Here is a 12,743-nt window from a genome sequence, read left to right as displayed (position 1 = left end):
TTTCCCCTGGTGCGGCGCACGGTCACGTCGTTGCGTGCCGCGTTCGCCGCGCTGCCCTCGTGCCTTGCGTGATGTTTCGACCGGGGCGACCGTCGCGGCTCAAAGCTGCCGTGCGATCACCATCCGCTGCACTTCGCTGGTGCCTTCGTAAATCTGCGTGATGCGTGCGTCGCGATAGTGACGCTCGACCTCGTAATCGACCAGGTAGCCGTAGCCGCCGTGGATCTGGATCGCATCCGAACACACGCGCTCGGCCATCTCGGACGCGAACAGCTTCGCCTGCGACGCTTCCGACAGGCACGGCAAGCCGGCCGTGCGCAGCTTCGCCGCGTGATGCACGAGCAGGCGCGCGGCGTTGATCTGCACGGCCATGTCGGCGAGCTTCTGCTGGATCGCCTGGTGCTCGGCGATCGGCTTGCCGAACTGCACGCGCTCGCCCGCATAACGGCGCGCCTTGTCGAACGCCGCGCGCGCGATGCCAAGCGCCTGCGCGGCGATGCCGATACGGCCGCCCTCGAGGTTCGACAGCGCGATCTTCAGCCCTTCGCCGCGATTGCCGAGCAGGTTCTCTTCCGGAATCGCGCAGTTCTCGAACGTGATCGGGCACGTATCCGACGCGCGGATACCCATCTTCTTCTCGGGCTTGCCGACGATGAAGCCCGGCGTGTCGGTCGGCACCAGGAACGCGGAAATGCCGCGCTTGCCGGCTTCCGGGTCGGTCATGGCAAAAACGATCGCCACCCCGGCGCGCTGGCCGTTGGTCACGAACTGCTTCGCGCCGTTCAGCACCCATTTGCCGTCGCGCAGTTCCGCACGCGTGCGCAGGTTGTTCGCCTCGGAACCGGCGTGCGGCTCGGTCAGGCAGAACGCGCCGATCACGCGGCCGGCCGCCATGTCGGCCAGCCAGCGATCCTTTTGCGCCGGCGTGCCGAAACCGAGGATCGGCCCGCAGCCGACCGAGTTGTGCACGCTCATCATCGTCGCGCACGCGGCGTCGCCGGCGGCGACCTCTTCCATCGCCAGCGCGTAGGCCACGTAGTCCGTATACGAGCCGCCCAGCTCCTGCGGCACGATCATCCCGAGCAGGCCGAGTTCGCCGAGCTGCGCGACGATCGCGTCGGGCAGGTGCGCGTCGTGGTCCCACTGCGCAGCGTTCGGCGCCAGCATCTCGGTCGCAAAGGCGCGCGCGGCATCGCGGATCATCCGCTGGTCTTCGGTATAAAGCTCGTCCATGGTGCTGCTGTCTCCCGCGGCCGCCGGGCGCGACCGTCCTTGCGTTTCGATGCAACAAGTGTAGGCAAGCCGGCGCGACTGTTCGATGCTCGCGTCGCTCATTTACACTGAGCGTTTTTGCCACACCGGCGGCACGGATGAAGCAGGAAGACAAGGGAACCGTCGCGATCAGCCTCGTCGCTTACAGCGTCGCGCTCGCCACGCGACGCGGCGTTGCGGCCGAGCCGCTGCTCGCGCAGGCCGGCATCGCACCCGCGCTGCTCGAGCAGCCGCGCGCACGCGTGAGCGCGCAGCAGTACGGCGCGTTGTGGAACGCGATCGCGCGCACGATGGACGACGAGTTTTTCGGGCAGGATCGCCACCCGATGCGCAGCGGCAGCTTCATCGCGATGAGCCAGTCCGCGCTAACCGCGCGCGACGGGCTGCACGCGATGGCGCGCGCGGTGAATTTCATGCATTGCGTGCTCGACGACCTGCACGCGGAGCTCGACGCGAACCCGCAGCGCGTGCGGTTGCGCTTCGTGCACCGCAACAACGGCGCGACGCCCGCGATGTTCACGTACGCGACCTATTTCATCATCGTGTACGGGCTGACCTGCTGGCTGATCGGGCGCCGCATTCCGCTGCTGCATGCGAGCTTCCGCTGCGACACGCCGCCCGCCGACCACGAGTACCCGTCGATGTTCTGCGACGACATGCGGTTCAACGAACCCGATTCGTATGTCGATTTCGATCCCGAATTCGCGACGCTGCCGGTCGTGCAGAACACGAAGACGCTGAAGACGTTCCTGCGCAACGCGCCGGCCAGCTTCATCGTCAAGTACCGCAACCCGAATGCGCTCGCGCAGCGGGTGCGCGCGGTGCTGCGCGGGATGCCGCCCGCCGCGTGGCCGGGCGCGGGCGGGATGGCCGCGCGGCTGCACGTGGCCGAGGCCACGCTGCGCCGCAAGCTGCACCAGGAAGGCCAGGCCTACCAGTCGATCAAGGACACGCTGCGGCGTGACCTCGCGTTCGAGGCGCTGGCCGACCCCGCGCGCACGATCGCCGACGTCGCGGCCGCAACCGGTTTCGCGGAACCCAGCGCGTTCTACCGCGCGTTTCGCAAATGGAGCGGGCGCAGCCCGGCCGATTATCGCGACGAAGTGCTCGCGCGCGGCGGCGGCGCGGTCTGACTCTGCGCCACGCGGCCACGGTTTCGCGCTTTCCGCCGAAACCGCCTAATCTTTAAGCATCGGGCCCACGCCCTTTCCGCGAGCCGGACGGCGCGCGGCCGCGCGCCGCCCGGACGTCCCGATGCGCTTTCACCGTCATGAGCCGCCGCCGGCGCCTGCCGCGCCCGACGGCCGCCCCCGTCACCCGCTGTCCGCGCGGGTCGCGCGCGCCGCGCTGTTCGCGGCGCTGCTCGTCGTGTGCGCCGCAGTCGCCGCACCGTCTCCTGTCGACGCGCCCGCTGCCGCTCGCCCGGTCATCGTGATCCCGATCAACGGCGCAATCGGCCCGGCCAGCGCCGATTTCATCGTGCGCTCGCTCGACCGTGCCGCCCGCGAGCACGCACCGCTCGCGATCCTGCAACTCGACACGCCCGGCGGCCTCGATACATCGATGCGGCAGATCATCAAGGCGATCCTCGGCTCGCCGGTGCCGGTGGCCGCGTTCGTCGCGCCGGGTGGCGCACGGGCCGCGAGCGCGGGCACCTACATCGTCTATGCGAGCCACTTCGCGGCGATGGCGCCCGGCACCAATCTCGGCGCGGCGTCGCCCGTGCAGATCGGCGTCGGCGGCGCCGCGCCGCCGGGCGCGAACCCCGCTGCGCCACGGCCGCCCGCGGCCGGGACGTCGGGTGCCTCGGGTGCCTCGGGTGCGTCGGGTGCGTCGGGCGCGTCGCCGGCCGCGCTGCCGACCGACACGCAATCGACCGAGATCCGCAAGGCGATGCAGGACGCGTCGGCCTATATCCGCGGCCTCGCGCAGTTGCGCGGGCGCAATGCCGAATGGGCCGAGCGCGCGGTGCGCGAAGCCGTCAGCCTGTCGGCCAGCGAGGCGCGCGCGCAGCACGTGGTCGACCTGATCGCACAGGATCCGGCCGATCTCGCGCGCCAGCTCGACGGCCGCAGCGCGACGACCACCGCCGGCACGGTGCGGCTGGCGACCGCGCATACGCCGCTCGTCGTGGTCGAACCCGACTGGCGCAGCCACTTTCTGTTGATCATCACCGATCCGAACGTCGCGCTGATCCTGCTGACGATCGGCATCTACGGTCTTTTCTTCGAGTTCGCGAACCCCGGCTTCGTACTGCCGGGCGTCGCCGGCACGATCTGCCTGCTGGTCGGGTTGTTCGCGATGCAGCTGCTGCCGGTCAGCTATGCGGGCCTCGGCCTCGTGCTGCTCGGCCTCGGTTGCCTCGTCGCCGAGGCATTCCTGCCGACCTTCGGCGTGCTCGGCTTTGGCGGGATCGTGTCGTTCACGATCGGCGCGCTGATGCTGATCGACACCGACGTGCCCGGCTACGGGATTCCATGGCCCGTGATCGCGAGCCTCGCGCTCGGCGGCGGGCTGCTCGTCGCGGGCGTGTCGAGCGTCGCGCTGCGCGCGCGGCGCCGCCCGGTCGTAACGGGCGCCGAGGCAATGCTCGGCAGCATCGGCGAGGTGCTCGACGACGGCCTGCAGGCCGACCAGACGCACGGCGCGGCCGGCGCTGCGCCATCGGCCGCCGGCTGGGCGCGCGTGTGCGGCGAGCGCTGGCGCGTGGCGAGCAGCGCGCCGCTCGCCGCGGGCTGCCGCGTGCGCGTCACCGGGCGCCACGGGCTGCTGCTCACCGTCGCTCCGCTCTACGACATACCGGCGCAAGAACAACATCAAGGAGAGCCGTCATGATCGGCTACACGTTCGGCTTCAGCAGTGTCCTGATCGTCTTCGTCGTGGTGCTCGTCGCGTCGTCGATCCGCATCTTCCGCGAGTACGAGCGCGGCGTGGTGTTCATGCTCGGCCGGTTCTGGAAGGTGAAGGGGCCGGGGCTCGTGCTGATCATCCCGATCGTCCAGCAGGTCGTGCGGATCGACCTGCGCACCGTCGTGTTCGACGTGCCCGCGCAGGACGTGATCACGCGCGATAACGTGTCGGTGAAGGTCAATGCGGTCGTGTATTTCCGCGTGGTCGATCCGGAGAAGGCCGTGATCCAGGTGGCGCGCTTCTTCGAGGCGACGAGCCAGCTCGCGCAGACGACGCTGCGCGCGGTGCTCGGCAAGCACGAACTCGACGCACTGCTCGCCGAGCGCGAGCAGTTAAATGCCGACATCCAGAAAACGCTCGACGCACAGACCGATGCATGGGGGATCAAGGTATCGACGGTCGAGATCAAGCACGTCGACCTGAACGAAACGATGATCCGCGCGATCGCGCGGCAGGCCGAAGCCGAACGCGAGCGACGCGCGAAGGTGATTCACGCGGAAGGCGAACTGCAGGCGTCGGAGAAGCTGCTGCAGGCCGCGCAGCGGCTCGCGCTGCAACCGCAGGCGATGCAGCTGCGCTATTTGCAGACGCTGACGACGATCGCCGCGGACAAGAACTCGACGATCGTGTTTCCGCTGCCGGTCGATCTGCTGGGGGCGTTGCTGGAGCGGCTGGGCGCGCCGCGCGAGCGCTGAAACGCGCATGTTCCGGCCCGCGCGGCGGCGCCGTCGATCCCGCCGGATGCCGGGCCGCCAAGGCCCGGCACGCGACACACGTCAAGCAAGCAGCTTGCGCTCGGTCTTGCCGTACTTGATCGACTTCTCGTCCGGAATCATCAGGCCCGTGTGCTCATCGCGGCCCTGCAGCAGGAAACGCGCGTCCTGCTGGCCGATCTGCTCGGCCGCGAGCTTGCTGTCCGCGCCGATCTCGCCCTTCTTCATCCGGTTGACGATCACGCCGGCCGCGGTGTCCTTGAAGTCGCGCAGCATCCACGCGTCGCCGTCGCTGTCGCCGAACACCAGCAGCGGCCCGTAGCCCTTCTTCGATTCGAGCACGTTGCGGATGCCCACCGTCTTGCCGGGCCCCCAGTTGAAATGCCAGCCGGCCGGATAGGTGCTCGTGTACTTGCCGTCCCGCATGTCGAGGCGCAGACCGATCACGTTCTCCGGCGGCACGCCGTAGCCGTAGTTCGGATTGCCGGCGAACACGCGCACGACATCGTCGAGCGACGCAGTGCTCACGTACACGTCGATGCCGTTCGCGCGCAGCGTGTGCATCACCGCGCGGATCTCCTCATGAATGCGAATGCCGTGGAAATGCGTGTCGGCCACCACGCCGGCCTTGCCCGGCAGCGTCTTCGGGCTTTCATAGCGGACCTTGCGCAGCGCGTCGCCGATCCCGTAGTTGTCCGACGCTTCCGCCATCGCCTGCAGCTCGGCGGTCGTCATGTTCTTGTAGAAGTAGATGATCCACTTGTAGCCGACTTCGAGCGGGTGCGTGTCGCAGATCGCGTCGTACATGAAGTACAGCTTCGCGCGGAAATCCTTGAACTGGTCGGTCTCGCGAATCTCGTCGAGGCTCTTCTCGCCGCCGAAACCCTTGTAGTTCGCGTAGAGCCAGCGGTAGTCGGATTCGACGTCGGCGGCGAGATCCTCCATCGTCACCGGCTTGCCGTCGACGGTCGTGTAATCCTTCATGAACGCGCCCTTCGGCACGTCCTTCCACATCACGGCGACGAATTCGTCCGGCGTCAGCTTGTACTGAAGATGGTTGATCTGGTACATCAGCAACGCCTCTTCGCAGTCGTTCATGATGCACGTGTTGTCCCAGTCGAACACCGCGTACGGGCGGCGCTTTTCGTCGTAGCGCGCGCTCGCGACGCCATGCCGGTCGAGCACCGCCTGCAGGCGCGCGGCGTTGAACGGCGACCAGCGGCCCGGGTCCAGCGCGTCCGGCGCGGTTGCGCTCTTCGCATCGGCGGTGCCGGTCTTGAGCATCAGCGACGTCGCGGCGGTCGCCGCGGCAAGGGTGTTCATGAACTGGCGGCGTTGCATGGTCTCTCTCCGTGGAAATGTCGAATCGGTTTCGGTCACTGCCCCGTGCGGCGCACTGGCGGCTCATCGCCGTCGCGAGGCCGGGGCGGCTTCGAATTGGGGGCGAATGATGTGACGAAATTATTTCGGCAATTTGACAGCGTCACGCCGCGACGCGACGGCGAGTTGATCCGGCGCGACATGCCGGGCGCCACCAGATGGCCGAACGGCCATCCGGGCCGACAACGGGCCCACCCGCGACATCGCCCGGAAACCTAGAGGTTCCCCTCCATTTCCCCCTTCCATTAGGACAAATCCTCACTTCCCGGCGCGCGTATCCGTCTATGATCGTTACATTACTCAATGACACATTAAATGCTGACTGAATAACCCGCGACGGCGATGCCGGCGGGCGCGTTCCGGATCAGCGCCCCAACGGAGACGCACCATGGCCGACCATCACCCGTTGCCGGAAGTCCACCTCGACGAACTGCCGCAATTCCGCGCGGTCCAGCAGCTGGCGTACCGCTGCGTCGAAACCGTCGGCGCAATGCTCTATCCCGGCATCACCGAGAAGGAAGCCGCTCGCCTCCTGACCGAATGGCTGCAGGACAACGGCGTGCACGACTGGCTGCACAAGCCGTTCGCGTGGTTCGGCGACCGCACGGCGTTCGAGGGCTTCTCGGGCCTCAAGCACATGGGCGGCTTCAATCTCGCGTTCTTCCCGAGCAACCGCCAGCTCGAAACCGACATGCCGGTGATCCTCGACGTCGCGCCGGTGCTCGACGGCATCGTCGCCGACGTCGGCTACGCGCACTGCCTGGGCCACAACCCGATCCTCGAACAGTTGCAGGACGACCTGATGGACCACCGCGAGATGATCGTGCGGCTCGTGAAGGCGCGCCGGCCGATGGCCGAGGTCGCGCAGGAAGTCGACGCGCTGTGCCGCCGCCAGGGTGTCGAGCCGCGCCACAAGGCCTATCCGTTCAAGGTGCTCGCGCATCGCGTCGCGAAGATCCACAAGCTGTCGAAGCCGCGCTTCGTCGCGCGCTTCGGGCTGAACGCGACGCGCAACCTGCTGCTCGACCAGGGCCGCGCGGCGAAGCAGCAAGGCTGGTCGCCGCTGTGGTCTATCGACCGCCGCTCCGAGCATGCGCCGGTGCCGGGCCTGTGGGCCGTCGAGCCGCATCTCGGCTTCGCCGGCGTCGGCGCGAAATTCGAAGAGCTGCTCGTCATCACCGAAGACGACGCGTACTGGCTCGACGAAGACCTCCCGCACGTGCGCCGCTGGCAGCATCGCCAGGCCGAGCGTGCGCAGGCCGTCGCGATCGTGCCGGCCGCCGCCTGACGCGAGCGCGCCCTTCCTCCCGAATCCCTGAACGACGGACTCACGATGCAGCCTCTTTCAGACGAAGCGCCGCTGGCCCTGTTCGAATCGGTTCATAGCGAAACGGCGGTCACCTCCGGCGACCTGACGCTCGCGGTCAAGACCTGGGGCGACCCGGCCCGCTCGCCGGTCGTGCTGGTGCACGGCTATCCCGACGACAGCAGCGTCTGGCAGCACGTCGCGCCGCTGCTCGCGCGCAAGCACTACGTGATCGCCTACGACGTGCGCGGCGCGGGCCTGTCCGGCGCGCCGAAGCGCACGGCCGACTACCACCTCGCGAAACTGACCGACGACTTCGTCGCGGTGATCGACGCGCTCTGCCCCGGCCGCGCCGTGCATCTGATCGCGCACGACTGGGGCTCGATCCAGGGCTGGGAATTCGTCACCGATGCGCGCCTCGCGGGCCGCATCGCGTCGTACACGTCGTGCTCGGGGCCGTGCCTCGACCATGTCGGCTTCTGGCTGCGCGAACGCGTGCTGCGCCCGACGCCCGCATCGCTCGCCAGGCTCGGCGGCCAGCTCGTGCGATCGTGGTACGTGTACCTGTTCCACCTGCCGTTCATCCCCGAGCTCGGCTGGCGGCTGTGGCTCGGCCGCGCGTGGCCGCGCCTGCTGCGCCGGCTCGAGAAGACACCGGCCACGCCGCGCCCGACGCAGGCCGACGACGGCGCGCGCGGCGTGCGCCTCTATCGCGCGAACTTCATCCGCTGCCTGTTCGCGCCGCGCGAACGCTACGCGCATGCGCCGGTGCAGACGATCGTGCCGCTCGGCGACAAGTACGTGAGCCCTGCGCTGTCCGAGAACCTGTCGCGCTGGGTACCGCAGTACTACCGTCGCGAAGTCGCGGCCGGCCACTGGCTGCCGCTCGCCGATCCCGCGCGCTTCGCGGATCTCGCCGGGCAACTGATCGACGCGGTCGAATCGGGCAACGAACCGCCCGCGCTCGCGAACGCGCGCCGCCGCGCAACGAGCGGCCGTTTCAGCGGCAAGGTCGCGGTCGTCACCGGCGCGGGCAGCGGCATCGGCCGCTGCGCGGCGCTTGCGTTCGCCCGCGAAGGTGCGACGGTCGTCGCGTGCGACATCGATCTCGCGAGCGCCGAACGCACCGCGCTGCTGCTCGGGCTGACCGGCGCGCAGGCACACGCGAAACGTGTCGACGTCGGGTCCGCCGACGAGATGGAAACGCTCGCGACATGGGTCGGCAGCGAACTCGGCGGCGCGGACATCGTGATCAACAACGCGGGCATCGGCATGGCCGGCGGCATCCTCGACACGAGCGCGCGGCACTGGGAGCGCGTCCTGCATGTGAACCTGTGGGGCGTGATCCACGGCTCGCGACTGTTCGCGCAGCAGATGGCCGCGCGCGGCACCGGCGGGCACATCGTCAACACCGCGTCGGCCGCCGCGTTCGGGCCGTCGCGCGACCTGCCCGCATATGCGACGACGAAGGCCGCCGTGCTGATGCTCAGCGAATGCATGCGCGCGGAACTCGCGGAGCAAGGCATCGGCGTGACGGCCGTGTGCCCCGGTTTCGCGGAGACCGGAATCATGGCGTCGACGCAATACGCGGGCGCCAACGCACAGGACGAAGCGCGGCTGCGCAAGCGCGCGACGAAGCTGTACCAGATGCGCGGCCTGAAACCGGAAACCGTCGCGCAGGCAATGGTCGACGGCGTGCTGCGCAACCGCCCCGTCGTCGCGGTCGGCGGCGAGGCGCACGCGATGCGCTTCGTCGGCCGCTTCATGCCGTGGCTCGGCCGAATGATCGCCCGCGTCAGCATGGCATCGCATTGACGGCGCATGACGCCGCACAGGGAGACAACATGACCGATACCGCCGACTACCACAAGATCAAGGCCCGGCACGTGAAGTTCGACTTCAGCGACACGCCGATCACCTGGGTGCCGAACGATCCGGGCAGCACGCACATCATCAACACGCTGAACCTGTTGTTCCCGGAAGGCGAGCTGTGGTTTTGCCGCGTGTACAACAAGGCACTGCCGCTGATCACCGATGCGCGCCTGCGCGACGAGGCCGAAGGCTTCCTGCGCCAGGAGGCCGTGCATTCGCGCTCGCACGGCGGCGTGCTCAAGCACTACTACGACCGGCACGGGATCGACACGAAGCCGTTCACGCAGAAGCTCAACCGGCTGTTCACGCGCGTGCTCGGCGAGCAGCCGCTCGGGCTGAAGATCGGCCATACGCGCTTCTGGCTGCGCCAGCAGCTCGCCGTCATCGCGTCGCTCGAGCATTTCTTCGGCTATCTCGGCAACTGGGTGCTCAATGCGCACGGGCTCGACGAAGGCCGTGCCGACCCGACGATGGTCGACCTGCTGCGCTGGCACGGCGCGGAGGAAGTCGAGCACCGCACCGTCGCGTTCGACATCTACCGGCACCTGGGCGGCAGCTATCCGGAGCGCTGCGTGCACATGGCGTTCGTGATCCTGCTGCTGCTCTACTACATCACGACCGGCGCGAAATTCATGTACAAGCGCGATCCGGACGCCGGCCGCTACCCGGGTTTCGTGCTCGCGTGGTGGCAAGGTTCGCGGCGCGGGCACCTGCCGTCGTTCTGGAAGGTGATCGGCGCGGCGCTGCGTTATTTCAAGCCGAGCTATACGCCGCACCACGAGGGTTCGACCGAGCAGGCGCTCGCCTACCTCGAGCGCTCGCCGGCCGCGCAGGCCGCCGCGCACGGCGGCAACTGGGGCACGACGAAGGGCGCCTGAGCGCGTTTCCGGCCGGCTCGGCGGGCAGTGCCCGCCGAAATGCGTACAATCGCGGCTTCAATTTCCCGGAGGTGCCGCGATGGCCATGAAGAAAACCGATCTCGAAAAGAACAAGGCGCTCAAACTGACGCAAGCGATGAAGCAGTCCGGCTCCGCGCGTTTCGGCAAGGGTGCCGACGAAGCCGCCAAGCTCGACCGCCGCGCGCAGCGCAAGCTCGACCAGGAACAGGGTCTCGTGCCGTTCGCCTGCAAGCTCAACGCCGAGCTCGTCGAACAGCTGAAGGCACGCGCGGCCACGCACCCGGAAGGGATGACGGGCCTGCTGTCCGAGCTGCTCGTGAACGGCCTCGCGCAACGCGACGCGTAACCGCCACGTATCTCGAAATTTCCGTTGACATTGCCAGGCTGCCACGACACACTCGTTCGCATGCCTATGCTCAAGCCATTCGCCATCGCGCATGAAAATCGAGTGAACGCCCATACGTGGCGATCACCGGAGGCGCTTGTGCATTAGCATCGCGATTCAGTTACGCATGTCACAAGGCCTCGCCGGATTCGGATGAGGCCTTTTTGTTTTGGTGCGCGTCATCCTGTCCGGCTCAACGGATGGAGATGACGATGGACCAAGCAAGCCGGCTGGTTGTTTGCCCCGATCGGTGCCGCACCGATACGATCGCGTTGCCGAGAGTCGAACTGCATTTCACGGTCGCGCCGCGCACGACGCTGGCGTGGCGCGCGCAACACGATGCCGAGGTCCGCACACACGATGCGACGCTGTGGATCACGCGGCTGGGCTGCCTCGACGATTACTGGATACGAACCGGCGACGTGCTGCGCCTGCGGCGCGGCGATCGCATCTGGATCAGCACCGACGACGAGCGGCCCGCTGCGGCATCGATCACGACCGCGTACGTGATGAAACGCGACGCGTGGCTCGCGCGTGCGCTCGCGCAGATGCGCCGCATGCTGGGTGGACGATGTCGAAGTCTCGAATAGAGAAAGCGTCGCTGTGCGCTCGATCCGGATGCGCAGCGATCTCGCGATACGCAGCACACGTGCGACAACGGATCATCCGCGCATATCCCGAAAATAGTCGTTGACAACACATCAGCCCGACAACAAAATCGTTCGCATGCCTACGTTCAAGCTCATCGCCGTCGCGATTCATTGCTCGATGAACATTCGAAAGAATGATTCACGGGAGGCGCTTGTGCGTTAGCAATCGAGCAGTACCGCATGTCACACAAGGCCTCACCGGAAACGGATGAGGCCTTTTTGTTCTGGTGCGCGTCATCCATCCGGCTCAATCAATGGAGAAGACGATGGACCAGGCAAGCCAGTTGTTCGACCGTCCCGATCGGCGCCGCGCCGGCACGATCGCGTTACCGACTGTCGTGATCCGCTTCGCGGTCGCGCCGCGCACGACGATGACCTGGCGCGCGTCGCAGGATGCCGAGCTGCGTACGCATGGCGCGGCGCTGTGGGTCACGCGCCCGCCGAGCGTCGACGATTACTGGGTGCGGCCCGGCGACGTGCTGCGCATCGCGCGCGGCGAGCGCATCTGGCTCGGCACCGATGCCGACCGATCGGCCGAAGCGACGCTCACGACCGCGTACGTGCGGCGCGGCGAGCGCTTCAGGCGCACGCTCGCACAAGTGCAACGTTTGCTCGTCGGGGTATGGAGAAGGAGCGGATGAGCGACGTGCCGTCAAGCACGCGAGACTCGGAACGACCGCGACCGGAAACGGACGCACCCGCGGCGCAGCACGCCGCAGGTGCGCATCGAATGCCGCGGCACGCGAGTGCGTGCCGCGAGCGATCGCACGCCGTGCGCAGCAACCGGATGCAATGCGTGCATCAGGTGCTGGCGGCGAGACGCGGGCCCGTGCTCCGGGGAGTGGAATCGAGGTCGGGACGTTGCGCTGCCTGCGAGGTCACCCACGGATCGATGCCCTGCTTCTGCACCTCTTCGAGGAATGACACTCGTGTGCGCCAGTAATCCGCTTGTAATTTCGCATCGATGACGCGCTGTTCGGCTGCGAACAGTTCCATGCGCGCCGTCACGAGCATCGACGCAGCGGTTTTTTCCGGCGTGGGGGCGTGTCGCATCGCCCAACGGCTGATCCAGTTCAACATGCTGACCTCCGTGATTACGGACGAACCCGCATCGGGCAATCGCAATCGGCCGTGCCTGCCCGAACGCGCAACGGCCTTGACCGCCATTCACCGCCTGGCCTGCACGGACTGCGACTCCCCCGCGTCGGCAATTACCGGCCGGCGTGTGCATGCGCGGTGTATCTATCCTAGAAAGACTTGCCGGTTTACGCGATGGGGTCTTGCAATCTTTTACACAGAAACCACAGTCGCCCCCGCATCGCGAAATGACAGTTGCGGACGGGACGGCTTCGGCGC

General features: G+C 67.6%; 12 protein-coding genes. 9 read left to right on the top strand and 3 right to left on the bottom strand.

The window, feature by feature from the left end; translation table 11 throughout:
- Window positions 1–99 precede the first annotated feature (99 nt).
- Complete coding sequence (locus tag U5809_RS16965; protein WP_023477775.1) at window positions 100–1,233, bottom strand: acyl-CoA dehydrogenase family protein; 1,134 nt, start codon at window positions 1,231–1,233, stop codon at window positions 100–102.
- 137 nt (window positions 1,234–1,370) lie between these two features.
- Here U5809_RS16965 and U5809_RS16960 point away from each other — a divergent pair, with 137 nt between their 5' ends.
- The 3 genes from U5809_RS16960 (at window position 1,371) to U5809_RS16950 (ending at window position 4,877) form a co-directional block, all read left to right on the top strand.
- A complete protein-coding gene (locus U5809_RS16960) occupies window positions 1,371–2,405 on the top strand; it encodes an AraC family transcriptional regulator (RefSeq protein WP_322087372.1) in 1,035 nt (344 codons plus the stop codon).
- Window positions 2,406–2,526: 121 nt separating this feature from the next.
- Window positions 2,527–4,107: a nodulation protein NfeD gene (locus U5809_RS16955; protein WP_322087371.1), complete on the top strand. Its 1,581-nt coding sequence runs from the start codon at window positions 2,527–2,529 to the stop codon at window positions 4,105–4,107.
- Window positions 4,104–4,877 (top strand): slipin family protein, encoded by a 774-nt coding sequence (locus tag U5809_RS16950; RefSeq protein WP_322087370.1) that lies wholly within the window; start codon window positions 4,104–4,106, stop codon window positions 4,875–4,877. The genes U5809_RS16955 and U5809_RS16950 overlap by 4 nt, the downstream gene beginning before the upstream one ends.
- Window positions 4,878–4,958: 81 nt before the next feature.
- On the opposite strand, the gene U5809_RS16945 is transcribed toward U5809_RS16950, so the two are convergent.
- On the bottom strand, window positions 4,959–6,236 hold the full coding sequence (locus tag U5809_RS16945) for a haloacid dehalogenase-like hydrolase (protein ID WP_322087369.1): 1,278 nt from the start codon (window positions 6,234–6,236) through the stop codon (window positions 4,959–4,961).
- A 427-nt stretch (window positions 6,237–6,663) separates the two neighbouring features.
- On the opposite strand from U5809_RS16945, the gene U5809_RS16940 reads away from it, so the two are divergent.
- The 6 genes from U5809_RS16940 (at window position 6,664) to U5809_RS16915 (ending at window position 12,028) form a co-directional block, all read left to right on the top strand.
- The gene (locus U5809_RS16940) at window positions 6,664–7,563 is read left to right on the top strand and encodes a M24 family metallopeptidase (RefSeq protein WP_322087368.1); all 900 of its coding nucleotides are present in this window, start codon (window positions 6,664–6,666) and stop codon (window positions 7,561–7,563) included.
- 45 nt (window positions 7,564–7,608) lie between these two features.
- Window positions 7,609–9,396 carry an SDR family oxidoreductase gene (locus U5809_RS16935; protein ID WP_322087367.1) on the top strand — a complete coding sequence of 596 codons (1,788 nt, stop codon included), beginning with the start codon at window positions 7,609–7,611 and terminating at the stop codon, window positions 9,394–9,396.
- Between the two features lie 29 nt (window positions 9,397–9,425).
- Window positions 9,426–10,331, top strand: coding sequence for a metal-dependent hydrolase (locus U5809_RS16930; protein WP_166961765.1), 906 nt, complete (start codon window positions 9,426–9,428; stop codon window positions 10,329–10,331).
- Window positions 10,332–10,410: 79 nt separating this feature from the next.
- Window positions 10,411–10,698, top strand: coding sequence for a hypothetical protein (locus U5809_RS16925; RefSeq protein WP_309290849.1), 288 nt, complete (start codon window positions 10,411–10,413; stop codon window positions 10,696–10,698).
- 251 nt (window positions 10,699–10,949) lie between these two features.
- Window positions 10,950–11,327 (top strand): DUF2917 domain-containing protein, encoded by a 378-nt coding sequence (locus tag U5809_RS16920; protein ID WP_322087366.1) that lies wholly within the window; start codon window positions 10,950–10,952, stop codon window positions 11,325–11,327.
- Between the two features lie 326 nt (window positions 11,328–11,653).
- Window positions 11,654–12,028 carry a DUF2917 domain-containing protein gene (locus tag U5809_RS16915; RefSeq protein WP_282508728.1) on the top strand — a complete coding sequence of 125 codons (375 nt, stop codon included), beginning with the start codon at window positions 11,654–11,656 and terminating at the stop codon, window positions 12,026–12,028.
- 160 nt (window positions 12,029–12,188) lie between these two features.
- Here the strand turns inward: U5809_RS16915 and U5809_RS16910 are convergent, their stop codons facing one another.
- The gene (locus U5809_RS16910) at window positions 12,189–12,467 is read right to left on the bottom strand and encodes a hypothetical protein (RefSeq protein WP_006480752.1); all 279 of its coding nucleotides are present in this window, start codon (window positions 12,465–12,467) and stop codon (window positions 12,189–12,191) included.
- Window positions 12,468–12,743 lie beyond the last annotated feature (276 nt).

The sequence above is a fragment of the Burkholderia sp. BCC1999 genome, assembly GCF_905339975.1.
Classification (GTDB): domain Bacteria; phylum Pseudomonadota; class Gammaproteobacteria; order Burkholderiales; family Burkholderiaceae; genus Burkholderia.
Note: the sequence above shows the minus strand (reverse complement) of the source record. Positions and strands in the feature narration are given on the sequence as shown.

Bases quoted from the DNA above. Each gene is read 5' to 3' on its own strand.
- U5809_RS16965 (WP_023477775.1), bottom strand. From the start codon at position 1,233: ATGGACGAGCTTTATACCGAAGACCAGCGGATGATCCGCGATGCCGCG.
- U5809_RS16960 (WP_322087372.1), top strand. From the start codon at position 1,371: ATGAAGCAGGAAGACAAGGGAACCGTCGCGATCAGCCTCGTCGCTTAC.
- U5809_RS16955 (WP_322087371.1), top strand. From the start codon at position 2,527: ATGCGCTTTCACCGTCATGAGCCGCCGCCGGCGCCTGCCGCGCCCGAC.
- U5809_RS16950 (WP_322087370.1), top strand. From the start codon at position 4,104: ATGATCGGCTACACGTTCGGCTTCAGCAGTGTCCTGATCGTCTTCGTC.
- U5809_RS16945 (WP_322087369.1), bottom strand. From the start codon at position 6,236: ATGCAACGCCGCCAGTTCATGAACACCCTTGCCGCGGCGACCGCCGCG.
- U5809_RS16940 (WP_322087368.1), top strand. From the start codon at position 6,664: ATGGCCGACCATCACCCGTTGCCGGAAGTCCACCTCGACGAACTGCCG.
- U5809_RS16935 (WP_322087367.1), top strand. From the start codon at position 7,609: ATGCAGCCTCTTTCAGACGAAGCGCCGCTGGCCCTGTTCGAATCGGTT.
- U5809_RS16930 (WP_166961765.1), top strand. From the start codon at position 9,426: ATGACCGATACCGCCGACTACCACAAGATCAAGGCCCGGCACGTGAAG.
- U5809_RS16925 (WP_309290849.1), top strand. From the start codon at position 10,411: ATGGCCATGAAGAAAACCGATCTCGAAAAGAACAAGGCGCTCAAACTG.
- U5809_RS16920 (WP_322087366.1), top strand. From the start codon at position 10,950: ATGGACCAAGCAAGCCGGCTGGTTGTTTGCCCCGATCGGTGCCGCACC.
- U5809_RS16915 (WP_282508728.1), top strand. From the start codon at position 11,654: ATGGACCAGGCAAGCCAGTTGTTCGACCGTCCCGATCGGCGCCGCGCC.
- U5809_RS16910 (WP_006480752.1), bottom strand. From the start codon at position 12,467: ATGTTGAACTGGATCAGCCGTTGGGCGATGCGACACGCCCCCACGCCG.